Below are 24,864 nucleotides of genomic sequence, written 5' to 3'. Positions count from 1 at the left end.
TCACGAATCGAGCAGTTGTTGCACGTCCACCATCAGCGCACGGGTGCGCAGCGGCTGGTGGCCCAGATGGTAGTGAAGCAGGCCGCGCAGCGTGGTCTTCAAGGCCAGGGGCGCGGCGGCGCAGGCCTGGCGCAGCGCCGCCGGGCTGCCGTGCAGCAGCGCGGCCTGCAGCGAGATCAGCAGTGCGCCGGGCAGGCCGGCGTCGCCGGTGGGCGGGATCAGGCCTGACTCGGGCGAGAGCTGGTAGCGGCGCGCGGGGTCGACGGGCGCCTGGGTGGGCGTGACGACGCTGAGGTCGGGCAGCAGGCCCAGCTCGACCAGCAGCTTGAGCTCGAAGGCGCGCAGCGCGGTGTCGCCGTCGGCCAGGTGGGCCAGCGCGTCGGCGTAGGCGTCGAAGAGCTGCGGATGCGGGTCGTGGCGGGCCAGCAGCTTGAGCAGCAGTTCGTTCAGGTAGTAGCCGGAGAACAGCGCGGCGCCCGAAGGCAGCGTCGCTCCTCCGCCCCATTCGGCGCTGCGCAGCGTCTGCACCTCGCCGCCGTCGGCCGAAGCCGATTTCCCGGGCTTGCTCAGGCTGACGGTGATGCGCTGCAGGGGCAGCAGCACGGCGCGCAGCTGCGAGTAGGGTCGCTTGGCGCCCTTGGCCGCGACGGCGACGCGGCCGGACTCGCGCGTGAACAGGTCCAGGATCAGGCTGGACTCGCTCCAGTCGTGCTGGTGCAGCACATAGGCCGGCTGTCCTGGCGCCCCTCGCCCGACGGGTACGCCGGACGCCCCCCCCGGGGGACGCGGGCCGGCTTGGGAGCGGCCCGGCGCTCGGCCCGACGAAGCTGTCATGTCACTCGTAGCCGTAGCTGCGCAGATGCTCTTCCGTGTCCGCCCAGCCCGAGCGCACCTTGACCCACAGCTCCAGGAACACGCGGCCGTCCATCAGGTGCTCCAGCTCCTGGCGCGACTCGGAGCCGATGCGCTTCAGGCGTTCGCCGCCCTGGCCGATGATCATGCCCTTGTGGGCGTCGCGCTCGACGACGATGCTGGCGCTGATGCGGCGCAGCTCGCCCTCCTCTTCCCATTTGTCGATGACGACGGTGGAGGTGTAGGGCAGCTCGTCGCCCGTCAGGCGGAACAGCTTCTCGCGGATGATCTCGCTGGCGAGGAACTTCTCGCTGCGGTCGGTCAGCGCGTCCTCGTCGTAGAACCAGCCCTGCTCGGGCAGGTAGGGCTTGAGGATCTTGAAGAGGCGCGTCACGTCGGCCTCCTTCTTGGCCGACAGCGGCACGAACTCGGCGAAGTTGCGGCGCTCCTGCATGCCCTTGAGCCAGGGCGCCAGCTCGGCACGGCGGTGCACGGCGTCCAGCTTGTTGGCGATCAGCACGACCGGCTTGTCCGCCGGCAGCAGGCCCAGCACCTTGGCATCGTCCAGGCCGAAGCGGCCGGCCTCGACGACAAACAGCACCAGGTCCACGTCGCCCAGCACGCCGTGCACGGTGCGGTTGAGCGTGCGGTTCAGCGCGGCGTTGTGCTTGGTCTGGAAGCCCGGCGTGTCGACGAAGACGAACTGCGCCTCCTCCACCGTGCGCACGCCGGTGATGCGGTGGCGGGTGGTCTGCGCCTTGTCGGACGTGATGCTGACCTTCTGGCCCACGAGGGCATTGAGCAGCGTGGACTTGCCGACGTTCGGGCGGCCGACGATGGCAATGAGGCCACAGCGCTGCGGGAATTCGGTGGCGGGCTTGGTCTCGGTCATGGTTTGCCTCGTTCGGCGGTCAGTCTATCCAGCAGGCGGCGGGCGGCCTCCTGCTCGGCGGTGCGGCGGGAGCGGCCGACGCCCAGCTCGGCCGCATCGAGCGCCGGCACCGCGCATTCGACCTCGAAGGTCTGGGCATGGGCCTGGCCGCGCGTCGCGACGATACGGTAGCTCGGCACGGCGATGCGGCGGGCCTGCAGCCATTCTTGCAGCGCGGTCTTCGCGTCCTTGGCGAAGTCGCCGGCGCTGGTGGAGGTGGCGATGGTGTCGCCCAGCAGGCGGCGCACGATGCCGAGCGCGGCGTCATAGCCGGCGTCCATGTAGGCAGCGCCGAGCAGGGCCTCGACGGCATCGGCCAGGATGGAGGGGCGCTGCGCGCCACCGCCGCGGGCCTCGCCGTCGGACATCTTCAGCACGGCCGGCAGGCCCAGGGCCAGCGCCAGCTTGTGCAGGCTCTCCTCGCGCACCAGGTGGGCACGCACGCGCGTGAGGTCGCCCTCGTCGGAGCCGGCGTAGCGCTCGTAGAGCAGGCTGGAAACGGCCAGGCTCAGCACGGCGTCGCCGAGGAACTCCAGGCGCTCGTTGTGGTCGGCGCCGTAGCTGCGGTGGGTCAGCGCGCGCGCCAGCAGCTCGGTCCGCTGGAAGCGATGGCCGAGGCGGCGTTGCAGGTCTTCGAGCGCAGCGTTCATTGACGCGAGGCGGGCGTCAACACGGTCAACGCGATTTGCCCCGGTACTTGATCATCAGGTAGACCGGGCCGAAGAGGTCGATCTCCCGGTCCCAGGCGAACTCGATGACGACCTTGTCGTTGCCATCCTTGGTGACGACAAGATCGCTGCCGTTGATGCTCTGGATGGAGTACTCGACCTGCCTGGCCTTGTCGAACTCCTGGCGCACCTGGGGCACGGTGGCCGGATTGCCGGCCGCGATGCGGTCGACGACGCGCTGCACGGTGTAGTACTCGAGCACGGTCGGGAAGACCTTCATGCCGACGACGGCCACCACGGCGATGACGCCGCCCCAGAACAGCAGGCCGATCAGCGTGAGGCCGCGCTGGCGGCGCGGCGAAGCGAGGGAGGTGGCGCGAACGGGACGACGGTGGCTCATCTGCATCAATCGAAGAAGGTTCCGACGCGCTTGAGGTTACCGAAATTCATCCAGACCAAGAAGGCCTTGCCGACGATGTTCTCGTCGGGCACGAAACCCCAGAAGCGCGAGTCGCGCGAGTTGTCGCGGTTGTCGCCCAGCATGAAGTAGTGGCCGGCCGGCACCTTGCAGGTCACACCTTCGATGGTGTAGCGGCAGTTCTCGATGAAGGGGAACGGGCCGTCGGCGCGGTCGGCGCGGAAGAAGCGCTGCGCATCGGGTTGGACGAGGATCTGGTGCTCCCTGTCGCCCAGCTTCTCCAGGAAGCGCTGGCGGTAGACGCGGGCATCCTCGTCGTAGAAGTTGCCCTGGGGCTGGACGGGCGTGGCCTGGCCGTTGATGTAGAGCTTCTGGTTGATGTAGCTCACCTCGTCGCCCGGGATGCCGGCCACGCGCTTGATGAAGTCGGTGCTCGGGTCCTCGGGGTAGCGGAAGACCATCACGTCGCCGCGCTTGACGTCGTGGTTGGCGATGATCTTCTTGTTCAGCACCGGCAGGCGCACGCCGTAGTGGAACTTGTTGACGAGGATGAGGTCGCCCACCAGCAGCGTGGGCACCATGGAGCCCGACGGGATCTTGAACGGCTCGAACAGGAAGCTGCGCAGCAGGAAGACGACCAGGATCACCGGAAACAGCCCGGCGGTCCAGTCCAGCCACCAGGGCTGCTGCAGGATCTGCTGGCGGGCCGGCTCGATGTCGCCGTCCACATGCGCGATGCCCTGGGCGGCCAGCGCCTCGCGACGCTTGACGTCGTTGGCAGCCAGCGCATCGGCGGCGGCGCGGCGGGCCGGCGCGAAATGGAAGCGCTCGGCCAGCCAGTACAGCAGCGTGACCGCCGTCAGGATGAAGAGCAGCAGCGCGAAGTTGCCGTTCCATCGGCCGATGTACCAGCCGCCCAGATAGGCCACCAGGGCCGCGTACAAAACACCGGTCAGAGCGCTCATCAAGGAGGTTTTCAAGGCTGGATGGAGGAGTTCAGTCGTCGACTTGCAGGATGGCGAGGAAGGCTTCTTGCGGCACTTCCACGGAGCCGATCTGCTTCATGCGCTTCTTGCCGGCCTTCTGTTTTTCCAGCAGCTTGCGCTTGCGGGTGATGTCACCGCCGTAGCATTTTGCCAGCACGTTCTTGCGCAGCGCCTTGATGTTCTCGCGGGCGATGATGTTGGCGCCGATGGCGGCCTGGATGGCCACGTCGTACATCTGGCGCGGGATCTGCTCGCGCATCTTGGCCGCCACGGCGCGGCCGCGGTACTGGCTCTGGCTGCGGTGCACGATCATGGCCAGCGGGTCGACGCGGTCGCCGTTGATCATGATGTCGACCTTGACGACGTCGGCCGCGCGGTATTCCTTGAACTCGTAGTCCATGGACGCGTAGCCGCGCGAGGCGCTCTTGAGCTTGTCGAAGAAGTCCAGCACGATCTCGGCCAGCGGGATCTCGTAGGTCAGCATGACCTGCTTGCCGTGGTAGGCCATGTTGAGCTGGATGCCGCGCTTCTGGTTGGCCAGCGTCATGACGACGCCGACATAGTCCTGCGGCATGTAGAGGTGCACCGTGACGATGGGCTCGCGGATCTCGCGCATGCGGCCGATGTCGGGCATCTTGGACGGGTTTTCGACCTGGATCACCTCGCCGTCGTTCAGCTCCACCTCGTAGATGACGCTGGGCGCCGTCGTCACGAGGTCCTGGTCGAACTCGCGCTCCAGGCGCTCCTGCACGATCTCCATGTGCAGCAGGCCCAGGAAGCCGCAGCGGAAGCCGAAGCCCAGCGCCTGGCTGACCTCGGGCTCGTAGCGCAGCGAGGCGTCGTTGAGGCTGAGCTTCTCCAGCGCGTCGCGCAGCTGGTCGTACTCGCTGGCCTCGGTGGGGTACAGGCCCGCGAACACCTGCGGCTGGATCTCCTTGAAGCCCGGCAGCGCCTCGGTCGCCGGGCCGGCGTTGTTGGGCAGCTTCTTTTCCAGCGTGATGGTGTCGCCCACCTTGGCCGCGGCCAGTTCCTTGATGCCGCAGATGATGAAGCCCACCTCGCCGGCCTTCAGCGCGTCGCGGTTCTCGCTCTTGGGCGTGAACACGCCCAGGTGCTCGATGGGGTAGACCGCGTTGGTCGCCATCATGCGGATGCGCTCGTTCTTGCGCAGCTCGCCGTCGACCACCCGCACCAGCATGACGACGCCGACGTAGTTGTCGAACCAGGCGTCGATGATCATCGCGCGCGGCGCGCCCTGCGGGTTGCCGCGCGGCGGCGGCATGCGGGTGATGACGGCTTCCAGGATCTCGTCGATGCCCATGCCGGTCTTGGCCGAGCAGGGAATCGCGTCGTCCGCGTCGATGCCGATGACGTCCTCGATCTCGGCCTTGGCGTTGTCCGGGTCGGCCGACGGCAGGTCCATCTTGTTCAGCACCGGCACCACCTCGACGCCCAGGTCCAGCGCCGTGTAGCAGTTGGCCACCGTCTGGGCTTCCACGCCCTGCGACGCGTCGACCACCAGCAACGCGCCTTCACAGGCCGACAGCGAGCGGCTCACTTCATAGGAGAAGTCGACGTGGCCCGGCGTGTCGATGAGGTTGAGGTTGTAGACCTGGCCGTCCTTGGCCTTGTACTGCAGCGCCGCCGTCTGCGCCTTGATCGTGATGCCGCGCTCGCGCTCCAGGTCCATGGAGTCCAGCACCTGCGCCTCCATCTCGCGATCGCTCAGGCCTCCGCAGCGCTGGATGATGCGGTCGGCCAGGGTGCTTTTGCCATGGTCGATGTGGGCAATGATGGAGAAGTTGCGGATGTGGTTCATCTGATCTCGGCAGCGCAGTGCTGAAGGACACAACGGCTTGGGCCGTTGCGCCGCACGCTCACTTCACATGCGAAGTGAAGCGCGGTGAAGCCGCGCGGCGGTAGGCAAAAAAAAGGCACGTCGAAGAGGCGACGTGCCTTCCAACAAAAGGTATGGCAACTGCTTGTTGGGCTTTCATTGTAGCCAAAAGGCCCGGCCGGGAAACCGCACCAGCATTGGTTTTCCGGCCGTTGCAGGCTGCCAACAAGAGTTTTTAACCACAGCTTATCCACAAGATCCTGTGGATCGCCTGTGGATCAAATCAGGGCGTTGGCGGCGGGTATCGATTCCGCCGCCAGACGCCCATTCCTGGCCACGTCAGGCGCTGATTTTAGCCGTCTGCGCGAACAATCGAGCACATGTCCGAGAAGTTAGCCGGCGCCAACTTCGCGAAGCGGTGGACAACCTCGACCGCCGCCCGGTCGCGCCTTGTCGCATCGCGGAAAGTCCGAGCGGACAACCCTGGTTTGCGCCACATCAGCGCGTCGGCTTGAGCAGCACGAAGCTGACCACATCGTCGCGGCGCACCACCAGGTTGATGACCTTGGCCTTGTCCGCCTTGGCGATCTGAGCCTGGAAGACCTTGACCGAGGCCGCCTCGACGTTGTCCACCGACAGGATGAGGTCGCCCTCGCGCAGCCCGGCACGCGCCGCAACGCCGGTGGCGCTGTCCACCTTGACGCCGGACTTGAGCTTCATCTCCTTGCGCTGGGCCTCGGTGAGCTCGGACACCTTGAGCCCCAGGGCCGCGCTCGGCGCCGCCGCCGGGGCGGGTTCATTGCCGCCCTCGCTGCCGCCGCCCGGCTTCTTGCTGCGCTCGTCCTCGCCGATGGTGACGACGATGTCCTTGGTCACGCCGCGGCGGAACACGGTCAGCGTGGTCTTGGCGCCGGGCTTCACGGCGGCAACGAGGCGACGCAGGTCCGAGGCCTTGTCCACGGTCTTGCCGTCGACCTTGGTGACGACGTCGCCGCCCTCGATGCCGGCCTTCTCGGCCGGGCCGCCGGCGATGACGGAGCGGATCACCGCGCCCAGGGGCTTGCCAAGGCCGATGGCCTCGGCGACCTCCTTGGTGATGTCGTCCGGCAGCACGCCCAGGTAGCCGCGCACGACATGGCCGCCGGCACGCAGCTGGTCGGCCACGCGGATGGCCTCGTCGATCGGGATCGCGAACGCGATGCCCATGTAGCCGCCGCTCTGGCTGTAGATCTGCGAGTTGATGCCGATGACCTCGCCGCGCATGTTCACCAGCGGGCCGCCGGAGTTGCCGGGGTTGATGGCCACGTCGGTCTGGATCAGCGGCAGCAGGTCACCGGTGTCGCGCTGCTTGGCGCTGATGATGCCGGCCGTCACGGTGTTCTCCAGGCCGAAGGGCGAGCCTATGGCCATGACCCATTCGCCGACGCGGGCCTTGTTGCTGTCGCCGACCTTGACGACCGGCAGGCCCGTGGCCTCGACCTTCACGACGGCCACGTCGGAGCGCTGGTCGGCGCCGATGATCCTGGCCTTGAGCTCGCGCTTATCGGTCAGCGTGACGATGACCTCGTCGGCACCCTGCACGACGTGGGCGTTGGTCATCACATAGCCGTCGGCGCTGAGGATGAAGCCGGAGCCGACACCACGGCGCGTCGGGGCGTCGTCGTCAGGCGCACCGCCGCGCGGCGCACCACGGCGCTGGTTGGGCACCGGGATGCCGAAGCGTCGGAAGAACTCCTGCATCTGCTCGTTCATCTCGGCCTGGCCCTCGGGCAGCTTGACCTTCTCGGCGGTGCGGATGTTGACCACCGCCGGGCCGACGCGCTCCACGAGCTCGGTGAAATCCGGCAGCTCGCGCGGCTGCGCCGTGGCCGGTGTCTGGCCCAGGGCCAGCGCCAGCGCCAGCGTCGTGCTGGAAAGCAGGAAGCGCGCGCGCGCAGGATGGAAGCGGTTCTCAGCGTGCATGGTCGATTTCCAGGGATGCAATGAACAGAAGGCTGTAAGGGACAAGGCAGATGGGGCGGCGTGGCAGCGCTTCAAGGGAGGGGCCGCGAGGCGGCAGGCTCGGGCAAGGGCGGCCCCCAGTCGATCACCTCCGGCGGCGCGTCGCCCGGCAGGGTAAGCCCTGCGGCCGCCTGCGCAAAGCTTAGGCCGCTCAGCCCCTGCACGCGCGGCGCCGGCATGGGTGCCGCGGCAACGACGGCGTCCGGCGCGGGAACGGGCCGCAACGCGCCCATGCCCAGTGCCAGGGCCACGAAGCTGGCGGCGACGGCGAGGGGCGCCAGCCAGTCACGCCCGCGCGGTGCAGCCGCCGGGGCCGGCAACTGCGCATGCAAGGCCGTGAGCAAGGCCTCGGGCTCCCGATGCAGGCGAGGCAGTTCGGCACTGCGCAGGCCGTCGCCGGCGGCGTGCCAGAGTGCCCAGCGTTCGCGCAAGGCCGGGTCGCTCGCCCAGGCGGCATTCACGCGCGCCCAGTCCGCGGGCGTCGCACGCCCGTCCATGACCGCGGACATGGCCTCGGCCAGCATGTCGTCGGCGTGGCTCACCATCGCCGCCCTCCCCCGCCGCCCAGCAGCGGGCGCAGCCGCGCGGCGACGGCCTCGCGCGCCCGGAAGATGCGCGAGCGCACGGTGCCCGGCGGGCAGCCCATCAGATCGCCGATCTCGTCGTAGCTCAAGCCATCCACCTCTCGCAGCAGCAGCGCCCGGCGCTGGTCCTCGGCCAGGGCCCCGACCGCATCGTCCAGCTCGCGCGCCAACTGGCGGCCGGCGAGCAGGGCCTCCGGAGTCGCATCGTCGCTTGGAGTCGCGCCGGTTCCGAAAGTTCCCTCATCGCCGTCCAGGGATTCGACCGGGCGCTGGCGGGCACGGTTGCCGTGATGGCGCTTGGCGGCGTTGATCGCGATGCGGTAGATCCAGGTGTAGAAGGCACTCTCGCCGCGGAAGGCAGGCAGCGCGCGGTAGGCGGCCAGGAAGGTTTCCTGGCACAGGTCGGCCACGTCGGCGGGGTCGCGCACGCTGCGCGACAACAGGCGCTCGACGCGGCGCTGGTACTTCAGCACCAGCATGTCGAAGGCGGCGCGGCTGCCCTGCTGGGCCTCGCGGACCAACAACGCGTCGGCCTCCGCCGTCATCGCCGAGCCACGCCGCCCGGCGCGGCAAGGAGCGTTGTCCGCGGCGCACGCCAGGCCGGCTGCCCTGCGCGCGGTAGCGGCAGGCAGCGCGGTCCCGGGCTGGCGCTCAGCAGCAGCCAGCTGCCGAGGTCGATCAGCATGGCCGGCTGCACGGGGGACTCGCCGTCACGGCCGCCCTCGGCCAGCCACGAGGGGCCTGGTCGTCCCGGCGGCTGCGCGGCCGACTGAGGCAAGACGGCACGGCGACCGGCGGCGTGCGACGCATCGCCGGGCTGAGGCGTCGTCAGACGCGCTTGAAGATCAGCGTGCCGTTGGTGCCGCCGAAGCCGAAGTTGTTCTTCGCGGCGTACTCGATCTTCATCGGCCGCGCCTCGTTGGCGCAGTAGTCCAGGTCGCACTCGGGATCCTGGTTGAAGATGTTGATCGTCGGCGGGGCGACCTGGTCGCGGATGGCCAGCGCCGTGAAGACCGACTCGATGCCGCCCGCGCCGCCCAGCAGGTGGCCGGTCATGGACTTGGTCGAGCTGACGACCATGCGCTTGGCGTGGTCGCCGAAGGCCAGCTTGATCGCGTTGGTCTCGTTCACGTCACCCAGCGGCGTGGAGGTGCCGTGGGCGTTCATGTACTGGATCTGGTCGGGGTTGACACCCGCGTTGCGCAGCGCCGCGCGCATGGAGCGCTTGGGGCCGTCCACGTTGGGCGCGGTCATGTGGTACGCGTCCGCACCCATGCCGAAACCGGACAGTTCGCAGTAGATCTTGGCGCCACGCTTCTTGGCGTGTTCGTACTCCTCGAGCACCAGCACGCCGGCACCCTCGCCGAGCACGAAGCCGTCGCGGTCCTTGTCCCAGGGACGGGACGCGGTCGCGGGATCGTCGTTACGGGTGGAGAGCGCCCGGGCGGCGGCGAAACCGCCGATGCCCAGCGCCGACACCGCGCCCTCGGCGCCGCCCGCGACCATCACGTCGGCATCGCCGTACTCGATGAGGCGGCCCGCCTCGCCGATCGCGTGCAGGCCCGTGGTGCAGGCCGTCACGATCGCAAGGTTGGGACCCTGGAAGCCGAAGTTGATGGACACATGGCCCGAGATCATGTTGATGATCGAGGCCGGGATGAAGAACGGCGAGATGCGGCGCGGGCCGCGGTTCATCAGCTCGGTATGGGTGTCCTCGATCAGCGGCAGGCCGCCGATGCCGGAACCCACGAGCACGCCGATGCGCTCGGCCTGTTCTTCGGTCAGCTGATCCCCGGTCGGGATGCCGGAGTCCCGCACCGCCTGGAAGGCCGCCGCCAGGCCGTAATGGATGAATCCATCCATGTGCCGGGCTTCCTTGGCGGGGATGTAGTCCTCGATGTTGAAGCCCTTGACCTCACCCGCGAAATGGCATGCCAGGTTGCTGGCATCGAAGCGGGTGACGGTGGCGATGCCGGAACGTCCGGCGAGGATATTGGCCCAGCCTTCGGCAACAGTGTTGCCGACGGGACTGATCAGGCCAAGACCGGTGACGACGACGCGGCGACGGGTCATGCAGTGCGGATCAGGGATCAGAGTTGCGAGAGAGAAAAGGCCTCAGGCCTTCTGGTGCTTGACGGCGTAGTCGATCGCCAGCTGCACGGTGGTGATCTTCTCGGCTTCTTCGTCCGGGATCTCGATGCCAAACTCGTCTTCGAGGGCCATCACCAGTTCCACGGTGTCCAGAGAATCGGCGCCCAGGTCGGCAACGAAAGCCTTCTCGTTCGTAACGTCGGCTTCCGCCACGCCGAGTTGCTCGGCGATGATTTTCTTGACTCGTGCTTCGATATCGCTCATGACTCCTCCAGGAGGGGTTTGCAGAAAACAGCCCAGCATTCTACGGGCTCTAGATGGGCGCCCCTAAATCAGGGGGCCCGGCCCAAATCAGGCCATGTACATGCCGCCGTTGACGTGCAGCTCGGTGCCCGTGATGTAAGCACCGCCGGGTGACGCCAGGAAGACGACGGCCGCGGCGATTTCCTCAGGCGCGCCCAGGCGGCCCAGCGGGATCTGCGCCAGCAGCGCGGCCTTCTGGGCCTCGGGCAGCACCTCGGTCATGTCGGTGGCGATGAAGCCCGGCGCGATGCAGTTGACGGTGATGCCGCGGCTGCCCAGCTCTCGGGCCAGCGAGCGGGTCAGGCCGGCCACGCCGGCCTTGGCGGCGGCGTAGTTGGCCTGGCCGGCATTGCCGGAGGCGCCGACGACGGAGGTGATGTTGACGATGCGGCCGGCGCGCTGCTTCATCATCGGCTTGGTGGCGGCGCGGGCGAGGCGGAAGACCGCCTTCAGGTTGGTGTCGATGACGGCATCCCAGTCCTCGTCCTTCATGCGCATGGACAGCATGTCGCGCGTGATGCCGGCGTTGTTGACGAGCAGGTGCAGGCCACCGTCCTTGGCGACGATGTCGTCCACGGCGGCCTGGGCAGCGGCGCCGTCGGTGACGTTCAGCGCGATGCCGCGGCCGCCATGGGCCGCCAGCGCCTCGGTGATGCCGGCCGCGCCGGCTTCGGTCGTGGCGGTGCCGATGACGCGCCAGCCCTCTTTGGCGAGGCCCAGCGCAATGGCGCGGCCGATGCCGCGGCTGGCGCCGGTGACGAGGGCGACACCCTTGGATGCGGATTCAGTCATGTCAGCCACCTCCCAGCAGCGCACGGGCCTCGGCGAGCGAGGCGGGATCGAAGACGCAGGCGGCCTGCAGCTCGCCGTCGATGCGCTTGGCCATGCCGGTCAGCACCTTGCCGGGGCCGGCCTCAATGACGTGGCCCACGCCGCGGGCCTTGAGGGCCTGCACGACCTCCACCCAGCGCACCGGGCCGAAGGCCTGGCGGTACAGCGCGTCGCGCAGCGCGTCGGCGTTGTCGGTCACGGCCACGTCGATGTTGTTGACAACCGGGAAGGCAGCAGCCTGGAACCGCACGGTCGCGAGCCTCTCCTTGAGGCGCTCGGCGGCCGGCTTCATCAGGCTGGAGTGGAAGGGCGCGGACACCGGCAGCGGCAGCGCGCGCTTGGCGCCCGCAGCCTTCAGGATCTCGGCGGCCTTCTCGGCGCCGGCCTTGCTGCCGGCGATGACCGTCTGCTTGGGGTCGTTGAAGTTGACAGCCTCGATGGCCTCGCCGGTCTCGGCGGCGGCCTGGGCGCAGCCGGCGCGCACGGCGTCGCCGTCAAGGCCCAGGATGGCGTACATCGCACCGGCGCCCACCGGCACCGCCTCCTGCATGGCCTGGGCACGGAAGCGCACCAGCGGCAGCGCGTCGGCCAGGCTCAGCGCGCCGGACGCGACCAGCGCCGTGTACTCGCCCAGCGAATGGCCGGCCGCGGCGACGGGCACGGCGCCGGTCTCGGCGACGAAGGCGCGCCAGCAGGCGATGCCGGCCGTCAGCATGACGGGCTGGGTGTTGGTCGTCAGGTCCAGCTGGTCCTTGGGGCCGGCGTGGATCAGCGCGGCGATGTCCTCGCCGAGCGCGGTCGAGGCCTCTTCCAGCGTGCGGCGCACTTCCAGATGGTCGCCCCAGGCGTCGAGCATGCCGACGGCCTGCGAGCCTTGGCCGGGGAAGACAACGGCAAAAGGTGCAGTCATAGATTCAGTTCCAGTTCGATGGCGGCCCATGCCCGCCAACACGGCGGGCCCGGATCGCTAGTACTTCAACAGGGCCGCGCCCCAGGTGAAGCCGCCGCCCACGCCTTCCAGCATCAGGGTGTCGCCGCGCTGGATGCGGCCGCTGCGCACGGCCACGTCCAGGGCCAGCGGCACGGAGGCGGCCGAGGTGTTGCCATGCTCGTCGACGGTGACGATGAGCTTGTTCAGATCCATCTTCAGCTTCTTGGCCGTGCCCTGCATGATACGGATGTTGGCCTGGTGCGGGATCAGCCAGTCGAGGTCGGCATCCGTCATGCCGGCCCTGTCCAGCACCGAGCGCGCCACCTTCTCCAGCACGCCGACGGCGAGCTTGAAGACGGCCTGGCCGTCCATCTTCAGGAAGGGACTGCCGATCACCTGGCCGCCGGCAACGGTGCCGGGCGTGCAGAGGACGTCGACATGGCGCGAGTCGGCATGCAGCTCGGTCGCGAGGATGCCGGGCTCGCTGCTGGCCCCCAGCACGACGGCGCCGGCGCCGTCGCCGAACAGCACGCAGGTGGTGCGGTCCTTGAAGTCCAGGATGCGCGAGAACACCTCGGCGCCGACGACCAGGGCCTTGTTGGCGGCGCCGCTCTTGATCATGGCATCGGCCACGCTCAACGCGTAGACGAAGCCCGAGCAGACGGCCTGCACGTCGAAGGCCGCGCAGCCGTGCACGCCGAGCTTGCGCTGCAGCAGGCAGGCGGTGGACGGGAAGACCATGTCGGGCGTGGACGTCGCGACGATGATGAGGTCCAGCTCCTCGGCGACGATGCCGGCGGCGTCGAGCGCCGCCTGCGCAGCCGGGAAGGCCAGGTCGCTGGCGGCCTGGTCAGGCGCGGCGAAATGGCGCGCGCGGATGCCGGTGCGCTCGACGATCCAGTCGTCGGAGGTCTCGATGCCGTCGGCCGCGAGACGCGCGGCCAGGTCTTGGTTGGTCACCCGGTCGGCGGGCAGGAAGCTGCCGGTGCCGAGAACGCGGGAGTAGCGGGGAGTATGGATTCCAGTGGGGCTCATGCGGCCTGCGCGACGACGTTCGCCGCGTTGTCACCCGCATCGCCCGCCTTCGCTTGCAGCGTGGCGACGATGCGGTCGTGGACCCGGTCAAGCAGCCGGTTGCGGGCGGCATCATAAGCGCGCGCCAGCGCCTGCTCGAAGGCGAAGGCGTCGGCCGAGCCATGACTCTTGAAGACGAGACCGCGCAGGCCCAGCAGCGCGGCGCCGTTGAAGCGACGGTGGTCGACGCGGTGCTTGAAGGCCTTCAGCACCGGCAGCGCCATCACGGCCGCCGCCTTGGTGAGCAGGTTGCGGCTGAACTCCTCCTTGATGAAGGCGCCGATCATCGTCGCCAGGCCCTCGGAGGTCTTGAGCATGACGTTGCCGACGAAGCCGTCGCAGACGACGATGTCCGTCGTGCCCTTGTAGATGTCGTTGCCCTCGACGTTGCCGAAGAAGTTCAGCTGGCCCGCCGTGCCCGCCGCGCGCAACAGCTCGCCGGCCAGCTTGATGGTCTCGCTGCCCTTGATGGCTTCCTCGCCGATGTTGAGCAGGCCGACGCTGGGCTCCTCGATGCCCTCGACGGCGGAGACCAGTGCGCTGCCCATGACGGCGAACTGCAGCAGGTTCTCGGCCGAGGAGTCGACGTTGGCGCCGAGGTCCAGCACGGTCGTGAAGCGGCCCGCCGCGTTGGGCATGACAGCCGCGATGGCCGGACGGTCTATGCCCTCCAGCGTCTTGAGCAGCACCTTGGCCACCGCCATCAACGCGCCGGTGTTGCCGGCCGATACGCAGGCATGGGCCTGCGGCGCCGCGCCGTCACGCCCCTCCTTCAACTGCTGGATGGCGACGCGCATGGACGAATCGCGCTTGCGGCGCAGCGCCACCTCGATGGCGTCGTCCATCGTGACGACCTCGCTGGCCGCGACGATGCGGCAGCGCGGCCAGGCGGCCGCGGCCTTCAGCGCCTCGGGCTGGCCGACGAGGATGAGCTCGGCGCCGGCATGCTTGTCGAGAAAGGCACGGCAGGCAGGCAGCGTGACCGAGGGGCCATGGTCACCGCCCATGCAGTCGACGGCAAGGCGGATCGGTTCGGGCGATTCACGCAAGTGGGCGGTCATTTCAGTGGTTTTGGTGAGCCACAAAGACCAAACCCGGCCCTGCGCGATACGCAGGCCGGGTCGGCAGATTCATCGATGACTGGGCGCCGCGCCGGGCGGCACCGGACGCCATCAGGCCGCGTCGGCCTTGCTCTTCAGCACCTTGCGGCCACGGTAGAAGCCGGTGGGGCTGATGTGGTGACGCAGGTGCACTTCGCCAGTCGTCGGCTCGATGGCCGTGCCCGGGGTCACCAGGGCATTGTGGGAACGGTGCATGCCGCGCTTGGACGGCGACTTCTTGTTTTGCTGAACGGCCATGTGATTCTCCGAATTCTGCGGGACAGTGTGCGGGGTTTGGGGTTGCGACCCCGTGGAGTGAGATCAAGGCTCGAACTCCAGGCCGCAGAAAAGCCCATGAGTGTAGCACCGGATCGCCCATTCGCCAAACCGGGTCGATCAAAGGACGCGGAATGGCGGGCCTGGTCATGGCATCAGCCGTCGCTGCGCTTCAGCGCGGCCAGCTTGGCGAAGGGGTTGGGGCGCTCCGCGGCTTCGGGCTCCACCTCGTCGCCGGCATGGGTCAGCGGCTCCGGACAGACCTCGTGGCGCGGCACCAGCGGCAGTGCCAGCAGCATCTCGTCCTCGATCAGCTCACGGGCATCGAGGTGACGCGGCAGGGCCAGCACGTCGTCGTCACTGTCGACGTCCAGCGCGGCAGCCTCGGCCTCGGTGTCGACAAAGCGTATCCAGCGGTCGATGGCGATGTCCTCAAGCACCGGCTTCAGGCAGCGCTGGCAGGTCAGCGCCACCTGGCCGGAGGCGGTCAGGTGCAGCCAGGTCTGGGCCTTGGCGCCCTTGGGCTGGCGCTGCTCGCCGGCAAGGCTCCAGCGCAGTGCGGGCCAGCCGCTGGCGGGCGCCTCGGGCGCGGCCGAGCCGGCCAGGCGCTCCAGCAGGGCCACCGGCCATTCGCCGGCCAGGCTGGCGGCGTCGTGGGCCAGGGCCGCCACGTCGAGCTTCTCGGGAACAAAGGCACGCGATTTCATGGTCGTGAGTTTAGGCGGGGGAGAATGCCCCGATGCCCTCCTTGATCCTCGCCTCGACATCGCGCTACCGACGGGAATTGCTGACCCGGCTGCACCTGCCCTTCGAGGCCATCGCGCCCGCGGTCGACGAAGCCGCGCTGCCCGGCGAGGTGCCGGCGGCGCTGGCCGAGCGGCTGGCGCTGGCCAAGGCCCGTGCCGTCGCCGCACTGCGGCCTGACGCCGTCGTCATCGGCTCCGACCAGGTCGCCGACCTCGGCGGCGAGGCCATAGGCAAGCCGGGCACGCACGAGGCCGCGGCGGCGCAGCTGCGGCGCATGAGCGGCCGCGAGGTCGTCTTCCAGACCGCCGTGGCCGTCGTCGCACCGGGCCTCGCCGCCATCGAACGCGCCGAGGTGCGCGTGCGCTTTCGCGAACTGGACGACGCAGCCATCGAGGCCTATCTGCGCGCAGACCGGCCCTATGACTGCGCCGGCAGCGCCAAGGTTGAGAGCCTGGGCATCGCACTGCTGGAGGCGGTGGAGTCCGATGACCCGACGGCACTCGTCGGCCTGCCGCTGATCCGCACCTGCGCGCTGCTGCGCCGCGCCGGCCTGGAGCCGCTGGCATGACGCACGGCCGTTTGATCCTGATGCCCAACACGCTGGACTTCGGCGTCGACGATTCGCTGGACCTGCGCGAGGTACTGCCCCAGCGCGTCATCGAACAGGCCGCCCGGCTGGGCCATTGGGCGGCCGAGAACGCAAAGACGACGCGTGCGCTGCTCAAGCGCGTCGATGCAATCGCCCCGCTGGCGCAAGCGCTGCAGGCCGTACAGATCACCGAGTTGCCGCGCCCAGCCAAGGGGAGCAAGCCTGCAGGCGACGACGGTGCCGCCTGGCGCACACTGCTGGCCCCTGCCCTCGCTGGGCATGACCTGGGTCTGATTTCGGAGGCCGGCCTGCCCGCAGTGGCAGACCCGGGTGCGCGCCTGGTGGCGCTGGCGCACGAGGCTGGCATCGAGGTGGAGCCGCTGTCCGGCCCCAGCTCGCTGCTGCTGGCGCTGGCCGCCAGCGGACTGAACGGCCAGAGTTTCGCCTTCGTCGGCTATCTGCCAGTGGAGGCAGGCGGGCGCACTGCCCGCATCCGTGAGCTGGAGGCCCTGTCGGCCCGGGGCCAGCAGACCCAGTTGCTGATCGAGACGCCCTATCGCAACGAGGCATTGCGCCAGGCGCTGCTGGCGGCGCTGAAGCCGACGACGCGGCTGTCCATCAGCGTCGGCCTGACGCTGCCGGGCGGTTGGACGCGCACCGCGACGGTGGCGGACTGGAAGCGCAGCGACAACGCCGCCAGCGCCCTGCCCGACCGCATCCCGGCGGTGTTCGCGCTGCTCGCCTAGGTTTCTGCGGGCGCCGGCTTCTTGGCGCCGAACAGCGCGGCGACCTGCCGCTTGGGCTTGATGTAGCTGGACAGTCCCCCCTTGCCCACGCCGGCCGGCGCAGCCGCCTTGGCCTTCTCCCAGGCAGGAGCGGCGTCGCGCGCCCCGGCCTCGTAGGGCTTGTCGAAGAAGGGGTCGGCCGGCGGCGCCGGCGGGCGGAAGGCCGGGCGCGCGGGGCGCTGCGGCGCCTCCTCACGGTCCACCCCCTCGTCGCGGCGGCGGCGCTCGAAGCGCGGACGGTCGCTGCCGTCCAGCTCGAAGGCGTCGAGGTCGATCTTGCGCTTGATCAGCTTCTCGATGTCGGCGACGAGGCGGGCATCCGCCTTGGTGACCAGCGTGACCGCCAGGCCCGACGCGCCGGCGCGGCCGGTGCGGCCGATACGGTGGACATAGTCCTCGGCGTTGAAGGGCACGTCGTAGTTGAAGACGGCCGGCAGGTCGGCGATGTCCAGGCCGCGGGCCGCGACGTCGGTTGCCACCAGCACGTCCACCTCGCCGCGCTTGAAGGCGTCCAGCGACTTCAGGCGCTCGTCCTGCGACTTGTCGCCATGCAGGGCGGCCGTGCGCAGACCGTCGCGCTCGAAGGCGCGCGCCAGGCGAGCCACGCCCAGCTTGGAATTGCCGAAGACGATGGCCTGGCGGATGGCGCGATCCTTCAGGATCTGGCGAATGATGGCGCGCTTGTCGTCGTCGGTCGCGCTGTAGAAGCGCTGCTCGACGGTGGACGCGGTCTGGTTGGGCCGCGCCGTCTCGACGAGGATGGGATCCTGCAGATAGCTCTGGGCAAGGCGCTTGATCTCGGGCGAGAACGTGGCGGAGAACAGCAGCGTCTGGCGCGCCTTGGGCAGGAAGCTGAGGATGCGCTGCAGGTCGGGCAGGAAGCCGATGTCCAGCATGCGGTCGGCCTCGTCGAGCACGACGTACTCGACCTGGTTGAGCACGCAGTTCTTGGCCTCGATGTGGTCCAGCAGGCGGCCCGGCGTGGCGATCAGCACCTCGACGCCGGCCTTGAGCTGGGCGGTCTGCGGCTTCATGTCCACGCCGCCGAAGACGACGGCCGAGCGCAGCTGGGTGTGCTTGGCGTACTTCTTGACGTTGTCGGCCACCTGGTCGGCCAGCTCGCGCGTGGGCGCAAGCACCAGGGCGCGCACAGGGTGGCGGGCCGGCGAGACGCTGGCAGTCTCGTGCTTGAGCATGCGCTGCAGCAACGGGATGGAGAAGGCAGCCGTCTTGCCCGTGCCGGTCTGCGCGGCACCCATGACGTCGCGGCCCTCCAGGACGATGGGGATCGCCTTGGCCTGGATGGGCGTCATCGTCAGGTAGCCGGAGTCGGCGACCGCGCGGAGCAGCTTGGCGTCGAGGGGGAGAGTGTCGAAGCGGGCGGGAGGCGCCTCGGCGACTTCGGACGGGGTGGGTTCGGTCATACCAGGATTATCGCTGCCCCGTCAACACGGTCAGCGACGGGCCACCAGCCAGCGCGGAGTCCGGAAGCGCACGATGCGCCAGTACACGGCGACGTAAGCCAGCACATAGCCCCCCAGCGCCAGCGCCAGCATCGGCGTGTCGTCCCAAAACAGGACGGCAGGCAGCGTCGACAGCGAGCAGAGAATCCAGAGGTAGGGTGAGGTCAGCGAGTTGCGCCGCGTGATCACGCGGGTGTCCCGGCTGCGCTTGGCCCAGCGCATCAGACGCCGGTAGACGAGGCTGTGCAGGTGGACCCCGTCGGGCTGGCCCACGGGTCGCCCGCGCAGCACGCGGCGGCGGTACATGGAGAACACCGTTTCCACCACCGGATAGGCGCACAGCACCAGCGGGAACAGTGGCGAGACCTCCGGATGGCGGCCGATCAGCAGGATGCTGAGCTCGGCCAGCATGAAGCCGAGGAAATAGGCACCGCCATCGCCCAGGAAGACCAGGCCGCGCGGGTAGTTCCAGACGAAGAAGCCCATGGTCGCCGCAATGGTCAGCAGCGCGCTGCCCGCGATCCACCCATCGCCCACGTCGACGGCGACCGCTGCGACGCCAGCCAGCATGATCATGCTGCACATGGATGCCAGGCCGTTGAATCCGTCAATGATGTTGATCGAGTTGACCACGCCCGCGACGACGAAGATGGCCAGCAACACGGAGCCGAGGCCGAAACCCGCGATCCAGTCCAGGCCCGGGATGGCGGTGCGGTAAATGGCCGCGTCCAGCCACAGCGACGCGAGGCTCGCCGCCAGCACGATGGCCAGCATGCGCCGCAGCGGCGATACGCGCTTTGTCAGGTCCTCGATCAACCCGGCCGCGAAGGCCGGCACGCTGCAGGCCAGCAGCCACAGCGTGTCGTCACGCACCGAGGCGTTCTCGTGGGACCAGATGAGCGCAGCCAGCGCAAAGCCAGCGTAGATGGCCACGCCCCCAATGCGCGGCACCGGGCGAACGTGGAACTTCTGCGGGCCGGACAGGTCCGTGTCGCGCGAGCGCGCGCCAGCGAACTGCACGACGCACAGCGTCAACAACAGGGCGATCGCAAACCCGGCACAGAGAGCCAGCACCACCGCTCCGACCTCAGCCGCGCCCCAGCAGGGCGGACCAGAGCCGCCCCAGCTTCGCCGCTCCACCCTCGGGATCGCGGCGCGCCTGGAACCGCAGCGCCACGACGACGCACAACAACAGGCTCACGCCGAATGCCACGCCCACACCGATATAGGCGCGCTTGGGCTTGGCCTTCTTCTCTGGCACCTGGGCCTCGTCGACGACCTGGATCAGCCCGCCCTCACGGCTTTCGTCCACACGCGCCAACTCATACTGCTTGGCGAACAACTCAAACAACGTCTCGTTGTACTTGAACTCACGGTATTTGCCGATGTAGTCGGCGTCGCCGCCCACGTCGCCGCTGGACTCCACCTTGGCGAGTTGCGCCTTCAACGCCGCCAAGGCCGCCTGCTGCTGCTGCACCTCCGGCGACTGAGACGTCATGCTGCCCAGCAACACGCGCAGCTTCACCTCGGCCGCCGTGGCCTCGGCGCGCAGCTTGGCGTAACCCTCGGCCGCAGCCTTGGGCTCCGCCTTGATCGCTCCAGGGCTGATGCCACTGTTCTGGAGCGCCACCTGGGCGGCCGTCAGCTTGTCCTTGGCGGCCTTGAGCTGGCCTTCGAAGAACAACTTGCGCTGCTGGGCTTCGGTAATGGCCAGCGCGGTCGTCATGCGGCGGAACTCATCGACCATGGCACGTGCCATGTCAGCCGCTCGCTGCGGATCGTGGTCGTCCACCTCGATGGTGATCAGGCCGTCGCGGCGGCCTGCGGCCACGCGCAGGCGCTTCCAGAACACCGCACGCGCATCGATCAGCAGTTTCTCGTCATAGACCTCGCGCAGCTTGAAGCGCTCGATCATGTGGTCCGCAACGGTGGTGCTCTGCAGCAGCGCCACATATTGGTCCAGCGGGCTCTTGATGCCGCCGGCACCGCCTGCCAGGCCGGCCAATGCACCCAAGGACGACAGCGCCGAGGCCGCCAGCGACTGCTGCTGCTGCGGAGGCAGCACCAGCGTGGAGGAGGTGAACGTGGGCTTGATGAGGTAGCTGGCACCCACCGCCAGCGCGCCGGCCAGCAGGCCGCCCACCACGATGAACCGGGCCCGGCGGGCCAGTTCCAGCATCAGGTCCATGCCGTCGTTCGTGTCGGCGGCGAGACCCGCGTCGGGAGGCAGAGTCGTCATCAGCGGAAGCTCTTCAAGGCCACGGCACCCAGGCCGAATTGGTAAAGGATGGTCGACCAGTCCTTGAGCTCCTGCGAAGTCTCGAGGCGCAGGTTGTCTTCCGGCACGAACAGCGTGTCGCCCGGCAGCGCAGCCGTGGCTTCCACGAGACCGCCACCGAAGACCCAGCCGCTGCGGCCTGCGCGGTTGCTGACCACACTGCCGTTGGCACGCAGCACGAAGATGCTGCCCTTGTCGGCCGAACGTGCCGGGCCGCCGGCCTGGCTCAGGAAGAAGTCCAGCGAACGGCCGTTGTCGAAGGCATAGGTACCGGCGTTGAGCACGCTGCCATAGACGTTGATCGCGGTCGGCCGCGAGGGCACATAGATGCGGTCACCGTCCTCCACGGCCAGCGCCGGCAATACGGTGTCGGCCGGGCCCATCTGCAGCACGACGCGGCCGTTGGGCTGCAGGCCACGCAGCTTCTCCATCAGCTTGAGCTGCGCCATGTTGCGCGCGGCCTGGCCATCGCCCACCGTGGAGGGGCGTTCGCGCTGAGCGGCCGTGGTACGGGTGAAGTCGGTCTCGAGGTCGCGCAGCGCGCGCTCGTAGCTGTCGATCTGGGAGCGGCGCACCGACTCGCGGCTGAACTCCGTGCCGAACAGGAAGGCCTCGGGCGTGAGCCCCCCGGCTGCCTTGACGGCGTCGGTCAGCGTGCTGCCGGCCGGCATCAGGTAGTCACCGGGCTTCTGCACCTCGCCGTCCACGCGCACGCGCTTGTTCTGGCGCAGCATGGGGGCAGCCACATCGGCCAGGCTCAGCACGCGCAGCACGTCGCCGTTGTTCAACGGCTGCTTCAGATCCTTCCCGAGGTTGACGTCACGCACGGCCTGGCCGGTGCGGGCGTCAAGGCGGTGGATGACAGCGGTCTCGCGGTTGGCCACCGTCGACAAGCCACCGGCCATGGCCAGTGCATCCGCCAGCGTCTCGCCGGGCTTGGTCTCGAAGACCGCCGGCTTGTTCACGCTGCCGATGACGCCGATCTGCGCGCCCACTGCGGCCACATGCACCACGTCGTCGTTGCGCAGGACGAGGTCGCCGCCGCGGTCGCCATGCAGCAGCAGGTCGTAGAGGTCGAAGTTGGTCACCAAGGTCTTGCCGCGGCGCACCTGGATGGCACGGAAGCTGCCAACGGCGGTCGGGCCACCGGCCGCCATCAGCGCATGCAGCACCGTGGACAGGCCGCTGATGGACTGCGCGCCAGGGCGCTGAACGAAGCCGGTCACATAGACGCGGATGGCGCGCACCTGGCCCAGAGACACGGCGATGTCGAAGTTCTTAAACTGGACGGCCACGCGCTTGGCGATGGCCTGGCGCAGGTCGCCGTAGCGCAGCCCCTGCACGGCCACCGTGCCGATGCGCGGGATCGCGATACGGCCCAGGCTGTCCACCGTCAGGCGCAAGTTGGCCTCTACGCCACCCCACAGGCTCAGCAGCACCTCGTCGCCAGGCCCCACCAGGTAGTCATCGGGCACCAGGCTGGGGCCGTCGGCCACGGTGTCGCCATCGCGCCCCGGCGCGGCCGGCGTGACCAGCTCGGCGCCGAAACGGCGGATCAGTTGCTGATCCTCGTCAACCTTCTCGCCCAGCACGGGCTTGGTGACGCCGGCCAGTTGACGCACGAACAGCTCGAACTCGCTGGGCCGGTAGAACGGCTTCTCGGCCATCTCATCGAACATGTCGCGGCGGTTGCGGCTCTTGTCGGCCTTGTCGGCCTTGTCCTTCTTCAGCAACGGGTCGAGAGGCTGCTGCAGCTTCACCGCGGCGCCCGAGTTGGGCAACTGGTCGTAAGAGATGCCGTTGACGATCTGGGCCTGGGCCACAGGGGCCAGGCCACCCATCAAGCAGGCGCCTAGGACCAATCGCAGGACGAGTGCAGCGCGGGACACGTGTCGAATCATGGGAATTTCGGATGCGCGGCCATGCCGCGGGGCAAACCGCCCGTGTAGGGCCCGGAGTGGGCGGGATTCTAGGGGCGGCTCAGGCCGGCTTGCGCCAGACCCGGCGGTTCACGAAACCGGTGTAGCTGACGATGATGCGTAGTACCTTGTCGGAGACATTGGCCGGCGCATAGTCGTTGACGAGGCGTAGCAGGCGCTCGTCTCCGCGCGGCTGGGCCTCCAGGATGCGCAGGCCGTCCAGCACGCGCTCGACGTCGAAGCCCACCATCATCACGGCGCCTTCCTCGAAGCCCTCGGGGCGCTCATGCACCTCGCGCAGGTTCAGCGCCGGGAAGTTCAGGATCGACGATTCCTCGGTGATGGTGCCGCTGTCGGAGAGCACCGCCCGCGCGCCGCACTGCAGCTTGACGTAATCCAGAAAACCGAAAGGCTTCATGAACTGCACCCGCGGGTGCATCGTCTGCGCGGCCAGCAAGGCCTCCAGGCGCTTGCGGGTGCGCGGATGGGTGGAGACGATGACGGGCTCGTCATAGCGCTCGGCCAGCGCGTTCAGCAGCGCCAGCAGGCGCTGCAGGTTCTCCGGCGCGTCGACGTTCTCCTCGCGGTGCGAGCTGACGACGAAGTAGCGCCCCGCGGTCAGCCCCTGGCGCTGCAGCACATCCGAGGCCTCGATGCCGTGGCGGTAATGCTCGATGACCTCGCGCATGGGGCTGCCGGTCACGATGACCTGATCGGGCGGGAAGCCCTCACGCAGCAGGTAGTCGCGCGCGATCTGGCTGTAGCTGAGGTTGATGTCGGCCGTATGGTCGACGATGCGACGGTTGATCTCTTCCGGCACGCGGAAGTCGAAGCATCGGTTGCCGGCCTCCATGTGAAAGATCGGCACCTTGCGGCGCTTGGCTGCGATAGCCGCGAGGCAGCTGTTGGTGTCGCCGAGAATGAGCAGCGCATCGGGCCGGGCCTGCTCCAGCACCTTGTCGACGTTCTGGATCACGAGCGCGATGGTCTCGGCCGCGGTGGCACCGGCAGCCTCCAGGAAATGGTCTGGCTTGCGGATGCCAAGGTCGCTGAAGAAGACCTCGTTGAGCTCGTAGTCGTAGTTCTGGCCGGTGTGCACCAGCACATGCTCGCAGTGCCGGTCCAACTGCGCGATGACACGAGACAGCCGGATGATCTCCGGCCGCGTGCCCACGACGGTCATGACCTTAAGCATTTACCGCCTCCCGGATGAGGTCCAGTTGCAGCAGCACCCGCTTGACCTCGTCCACGCTGAGCCGCCTGGTGTTGTGCGAGGTGTAGTCATCGATCTCGGAAATGGTGGTCTCGCCCTCGACGAAATACTTGGCGTAGTTCAGGTCGCGCGAATCGGCGGGGATGCGGTAGTAGCCACCCAGGTCCTCGGAGCGGGCCATCTCCTCGCGCGAGACCAGGGACTCATAGAGCTTCTCGCCATGCCGCGTGCCGATGATCTTGAGCTCGTTGTCCTTCTTGAGCAGCTGGCGCATGGCCTCGGCCAGGTCCCCCACCGTTGAGGCCGGCGCCTTCTGCACGAAGATGTCGCCGGGGCGGGCATGTTCGAAGGCGTACAGCACCAGGTCCACCGACTCCTCCAGCGACATCAGGAAGCGCGTCATCGTCGGGTCCGTGATCGTCAGCGGCTTGCCGTCCTGCAACTGCTGCAGGAACAGCGGAATCACCGAGCCGCGCGACGCCATCACGTTGCCATAGCGCGTGGCCGACAGCACCGTCTTGGACGGGTCGCACAGCCGCGACTTGGCGACCATGACCTTCTCCATCATGGCCTTGGACATGCCCATCGCATTGATGGGATAGACGGCCTTGTCCGTGGACAGCACGACGACGCGGCTCACCCCCTGGGCAATGGCCGCGCGCATGACGTTCTCGGCTCCGACTACATTGGTCTTGACCGCCTCCATGGGATAGAACTCGCAGGACGGCACCTGCTTGAGTGCCGCCGCGTGGAAGACGTAGTCCACGCCGCTCAGAGCGTCATGCACGCTGTCGTAGTCGCGCACGTCGCCGATGTAGAACTTGACCTTGTCGCTCTTCAGGGCGATGCGCATGTCCTCCTGCTTCTTCTCGTCGCGGCTGAAGATGCGGATCTCGGCGAAGTCGGATTTCAGGAAGCGGCTCAGGACGGCGTTGCCGAAGCTGCCGGTGCCGCCCGTGATCAGCAGGACCTTGTCTTTGAACATGG

Annotated in this window: 25 protein-coding genes; 2 read left to right on the top strand and 23 right to left on the bottom strand. The window is 68.5% G+C overall.

Annotated features, from left to right (window positions below):
* The 17 genes from recO to JOY88_RS02135 all read right to left on the bottom strand — a co-directional run bounded on the left by recO (position 1) and on the right by JOY88_RS02135 (position 15,590).
* The gene (gene recO / locus JOY88_RS02215) at positions 1–723 is read right to left on the bottom strand and encodes a DNA repair protein RecO (protein ID WP_293500010.1); all 723 of its coding nucleotides are present in this window, start codon (positions 721–723) and stop codon (positions 1–3) included.
* A 112-nt stretch (positions 724–835) separates the two neighbouring features.
* Complete coding sequence (era, locus tag JOY88_RS02210) at positions 836–1,744, bottom strand: GTPase Era (protein ID WP_293500008.1); 909 nt, start codon at positions 1,742–1,744, stop codon at positions 836–838.
* Positions 1,741–2,433, bottom strand: coding sequence for a ribonuclease III (gene rnc, locus JOY88_RS02205; protein ID WP_293500006.1), 693 nt, complete (start codon positions 2,431–2,433; stop codon positions 1,741–1,743). The genes era and rnc overlap by 4 nt, the downstream gene beginning before the upstream one ends.
* A gap of 25 nt (positions 2,434–2,458) precedes the next feature.
* A complete protein-coding gene (locus tag JOY88_RS02200) occupies positions 2,459–2,851 on the bottom strand; it encodes a DUF4845 domain-containing protein (RefSeq protein WP_293500004.1) in 393 nt (130 codons plus the stop codon).
* Positions 2,852–2,856: 5 nt separating this feature from the next.
* Positions 2,857–3,834, bottom strand: coding sequence for a signal peptidase I (gene lepB / locus JOY88_RS02195; RefSeq protein WP_293500003.1), 978 nt, complete (start codon positions 3,832–3,834; stop codon positions 2,857–2,859).
* Positions 3,835–3,865: 31 nt separating this feature from the next.
* A complete protein-coding gene (gene lepA / locus JOY88_RS02190; protein WP_293500002.1) occupies positions 3,866–5,674 on the bottom strand; it encodes a translation elongation factor 4 in 1,809 nt (602 codons plus the stop codon).
* A 516-nt stretch (positions 5,675–6,190) separates the two neighbouring features.
* Positions 6,191–7,654 carry a DegQ family serine endoprotease gene (locus JOY88_RS02185; RefSeq protein ID WP_293500001.1) on the bottom strand — a complete coding sequence of 488 codons (1,464 nt, stop codon included), beginning with the start codon at positions 7,652–7,654 and terminating at the stop codon, positions 6,191–6,193.
* Between the two features lie 71 nt (positions 7,655–7,725).
* Positions 7,726–8,238 carry an RseA family anti-sigma factor gene (locus JOY88_RS02180; RefSeq protein WP_293499999.1) on the bottom strand — a complete coding sequence of 171 codons (513 nt, stop codon included), beginning with the start codon at positions 8,236–8,238 and terminating at the stop codon, positions 7,726–7,728.
* Positions 8,232–8,822, bottom strand: coding sequence for a sigma-70 family RNA polymerase sigma factor (locus tag JOY88_RS02175; protein WP_293499997.1), 591 nt, complete (start codon positions 8,820–8,822; stop codon positions 8,232–8,234). The genes JOY88_RS02180 and JOY88_RS02175 overlap by 7 nt, the downstream gene beginning before the upstream one ends.
* 283 nt (positions 8,823–9,105) lie before the next feature.
* Positions 9,106–10,350, bottom strand: coding sequence for a beta-ketoacyl-ACP synthase II (fabF, locus tag JOY88_RS02170; protein WP_293499995.1), 1,245 nt, complete (start codon positions 10,348–10,350; stop codon positions 9,106–9,108).
* Between the two features lie 42 nt (positions 10,351–10,392).
* Positions 10,393–10,632, bottom strand: coding sequence for an acyl carrier protein (gene acpP, locus JOY88_RS02165; RefSeq protein WP_056204266.1), 240 nt, complete (start codon positions 10,630–10,632; stop codon positions 10,393–10,395).
* Positions 10,633–10,719: 87 nt separating this feature from the next.
* Positions 10,720–11,463 carry a 3-oxoacyl-ACP reductase FabG gene (fabG, locus tag JOY88_RS02160; RefSeq protein ID WP_293499992.1) on the bottom strand — a complete coding sequence of 248 codons (744 nt, stop codon included), beginning with the start codon at positions 11,461–11,463 and terminating at the stop codon, positions 10,720–10,722.
* Between the two features lies 1 nt (position 11,464).
* Positions 11,465–12,412 carry an ACP S-malonyltransferase gene (gene fabD, locus JOY88_RS02155; protein ID WP_293499991.1) on the bottom strand — a complete coding sequence of 316 codons (948 nt, stop codon included), beginning with the start codon at positions 12,410–12,412 and terminating at the stop codon, positions 11,465–11,467.
* 57 nt (positions 12,413–12,469) lie between these two features.
* On the bottom strand, positions 12,470–13,468 hold the full coding sequence (locus JOY88_RS02150) for a beta-ketoacyl-ACP synthase III (protein ID WP_293499990.1): 999 nt from the start codon (positions 13,466–13,468) through the stop codon (positions 12,470–12,472).
* Positions 13,465–14,568 carry a phosphate acyltransferase PlsX gene (plsX, locus tag JOY88_RS02145; protein WP_293499989.1) on the bottom strand — a complete coding sequence of 368 codons (1,104 nt, stop codon included), beginning with the start codon at positions 14,566–14,568 and terminating at the stop codon, positions 13,465–13,467. Before plsX ends, JOY88_RS02150 begins: the two co-directional genes overlap by 4 nt.
* Before the next feature lie 111 nt (positions 14,569–14,679).
* Entirely contained in the window at positions 14,680–14,865 is a 186-nt protein-coding gene (rpmF, locus tag JOY88_RS02140; RefSeq protein ID WP_056876082.1) for a 50S ribosomal protein L32, read from the bottom strand.
* Between the two features lie 173 nt (positions 14,866–15,038).
* Positions 15,039–15,590, bottom strand: a complete 552-nt coding sequence (locus JOY88_RS02135) for a YceD family protein (protein WP_293499982.1) — start codon at positions 15,588–15,590, stop codon at positions 15,039–15,041.
* Between the two features lie 32 nt (positions 15,591–15,622).
* Between JOY88_RS02135 and JOY88_RS02130 the strand changes: the two genes are divergently transcribed.
* Both JOY88_RS02130 and JOY88_RS02125 read left to right on the top strand, forming a co-directional pair.
* Positions 15,623–16,198 (top strand): Maf family nucleotide pyrophosphatase, encoded by a 576-nt coding sequence (locus JOY88_RS02130; protein WP_293499980.1) that lies wholly within the window; start codon positions 15,623–15,625, stop codon positions 16,196–16,198.
* Entirely contained in the window at positions 16,195–16,965 is a 771-nt protein-coding gene (locus JOY88_RS02125; RefSeq protein WP_293499978.1) for an SAM-dependent methyltransferase, read from the top strand. The genes JOY88_RS02130 and JOY88_RS02125 overlap by 4 nt, the downstream gene beginning before the upstream one ends.
* Here JOY88_RS02125 and JOY88_RS02120 read toward each other — a convergent pair.
* The 6 genes from JOY88_RS02120 to JOY88_RS02095 form a co-directional block, all read right to left on the bottom strand.
* A complete protein-coding gene (locus JOY88_RS02120) occupies positions 16,962–18,428 on the bottom strand; it encodes a DEAD/DEAH box helicase (protein ID WP_293499976.1) in 1,467 nt (488 codons plus the stop codon). The genes JOY88_RS02125 and JOY88_RS02120 overlap by 4 nt on opposite strands.
* Before the next feature lie 30 nt (positions 18,429–18,458).
* Positions 18,459–19,541: an MraY family glycosyltransferase gene (locus JOY88_RS02115; protein ID WP_293499975.1), complete on the bottom strand. Its 1,083-nt coding sequence runs from the start codon at positions 19,539–19,541 to the stop codon at positions 18,459–18,461.
* Between the two features lie 13 nt (positions 19,542–19,554).
* Positions 19,555–20,706, bottom strand: a complete 1,152-nt coding sequence (locus JOY88_RS02110) for a Wzz/FepE/Etk N-terminal domain-containing protein (RefSeq protein ID WP_293499974.1) — start codon at positions 20,704–20,706, stop codon at positions 19,555–19,557.
* Entirely contained in the window at positions 20,706–22,586 is a 1,881-nt protein-coding gene (locus JOY88_RS02105; RefSeq protein ID WP_293499973.1) for an SLBB domain-containing protein, read from the bottom strand. Before JOY88_RS02105 ends, JOY88_RS02110 begins: the two co-directional genes overlap by 1 nt.
* A 139-nt stretch (positions 22,587–22,725) precedes the next feature.
* Complete coding sequence (gene wecB, locus JOY88_RS02100; protein ID WP_293499972.1) at positions 22,726–23,859, bottom strand: non-hydrolyzing UDP-N-acetylglucosamine 2-epimerase; 1,134 nt, start codon at positions 23,857–23,859, stop codon at positions 22,726–22,728.
* Positions 23,852–24,862 (bottom strand): polysaccharide biosynthesis protein, encoded by a 1,011-nt coding sequence (locus tag JOY88_RS02095; RefSeq protein ID WP_293499971.1) that lies wholly within the window; start codon positions 24,860–24,862, stop codon positions 23,852–23,854. Before JOY88_RS02095 ends, wecB begins: the two co-directional genes overlap by 8 nt.
* Positions 24,863–24,864 lie beyond the last annotated feature (2 nt).

Origin of the sequence: Roseateles sp. (genome assembly GCF_019237615.1) — a bacterium.
Taxonomy (GTDB): Bacteria; Pseudomonadota; Gammaproteobacteria; order Burkholderiales; family Burkholderiaceae_C; genus Pelomonas.
Note: the sequence above shows the minus strand (reverse complement) of the source record. Positions and strands in the feature narration are given on the sequence as shown.

Excerpts from the sequence above, each read along its gene's own strand:
- era (WP_293500008.1), bottom strand. The coding sequence starts at position 1,744 with ATGACCGAGACCAAGCCCGCCACCGAATTCCCGCAGCGCTGTGGCCTC.
- rnc (WP_293500006.1), bottom strand. The coding sequence starts at position 2,433 with ATGAACGCTGCGCTCGAAGACCTGCAACGCCGCCTCGGCCATCGCTTC.
- JOY88_RS02200 (WP_293500004.1), bottom strand. The coding sequence starts at position 2,851 with ATGAGCCACCGTCGTCCCGTTCGCGCCACCTCCCTCGCTTCGCCGCGC.
- lepB (WP_293500003.1), bottom strand. The coding sequence starts at position 3,834 with ATGAGCGCTCTGACCGGTGTTTTGTACGCGGCCCTGGTGGCCTATCTG.
- lepA (WP_293500002.1), bottom strand. The coding sequence starts at position 5,674 with ATGAACCACATCCGCAACTTCTCCATCATTGCCCACATCGACCATGGC.
- JOY88_RS02185 (WP_293500001.1), bottom strand. The coding sequence starts at position 7,654 with ATGCACGCTGAGAACCGCTTCCATCCTGCGCGCGCGCGCTTCCTGCTT.
- JOY88_RS02180 (WP_293499999.1), bottom strand. The coding sequence starts at position 8,238 with ATGGTGAGCCACGCCGACGACATGCTGGCCGAGGCCATGTCCGCGGTC.
- JOY88_RS02175 (WP_293499997.1), bottom strand. The coding sequence starts at position 8,822 with ATGACGGCGGAGGCCGACGCGTTGTTGGTCCGCGAGGCCCAGCAGGGC.
- fabF (WP_293499995.1), bottom strand. The coding sequence starts at position 10,350 with ATGACCCGTCGCCGCGTCGTCGTCACCGGTCTTGGCCTGATCAGTCCC.
- acpP (WP_056204266.1), bottom strand. The coding sequence starts at position 10,632 with ATGAGCGATATCGAAGCACGAGTCAAGAAAATCATCGCCGAGCAACTC.
- fabG (WP_293499992.1), bottom strand. The coding sequence starts at position 11,463 with ATGACTGAATCCGCATCCAAGGGTGTCGCCCTCGTCACCGGCGCCAGC.
- fabD (WP_293499991.1), bottom strand. The coding sequence starts at position 12,412 with ATGACTGCACCTTTTGCCGTTGTCTTCCCCGGCCAAGGCTCGCAGGCC.
- JOY88_RS02150 (WP_293499990.1), bottom strand. The coding sequence starts at position 13,468 with ATGAGCCCCACTGGAATCCATACTCCCCGCTACTCCCGCGTTCTCGGC.
- plsX (WP_293499989.1), bottom strand. The coding sequence starts at position 14,568 with ATGACCGCCCACTTGCGTGAATCGCCCGAACCGATCCGCCTTGCCGTC.
- rpmF (WP_056876082.1), bottom strand. The coding sequence starts at position 14,865 with ATGGCCGTTCAGCAAAACAAGAAGTCGCCGTCCAAGCGCGGCATGCAC.
- JOY88_RS02135 (WP_293499982.1), bottom strand. The coding sequence starts at position 15,590 with ATGAAATCGCGTGCCTTTGTTCCCGAGAAGCTCGACGTGGCGGCCCTG.
- JOY88_RS02130 (WP_293499980.1), top strand. The coding sequence starts at position 15,623 with ATGCCCTCCTTGATCCTCGCCTCGACATCGCGCTACCGACGGGAATTG.
- JOY88_RS02125 (WP_293499978.1), top strand. The coding sequence starts at position 16,195 with ATGACGCACGGCCGTTTGATCCTGATGCCCAACACGCTGGACTTCGGC.
- JOY88_RS02120 (WP_293499976.1), bottom strand. The coding sequence starts at position 18,428 with ATGACCGAACCCACCCCGTCCGAAGTCGCCGAGGCGCCTCCCGCCCGC.
- JOY88_RS02110 (WP_293499974.1), bottom strand. The coding sequence starts at position 20,706 with ATGACGACTCTGCCTCCCGACGCGGGTCTCGCCGCCGACACGAACGAC.
- JOY88_RS02105 (WP_293499973.1), bottom strand. The coding sequence starts at position 22,586 with ATGGGTGGCCTGGCCCCTGTGGCCCAGGCCCAGATCGTCAACGGCATC.
- wecB (WP_293499972.1), bottom strand. The coding sequence starts at position 23,859 with ATGCTTAAGGTCATGACCGTCGTGGGCACGCGGCCGGAGATCATCCGG.
- JOY88_RS02095 (WP_293499971.1), bottom strand. The coding sequence starts at position 24,862 with ATGTTCAAAGACAAGGTCCTGCTGATCACGGGCGGCACCGGCAGCTTC.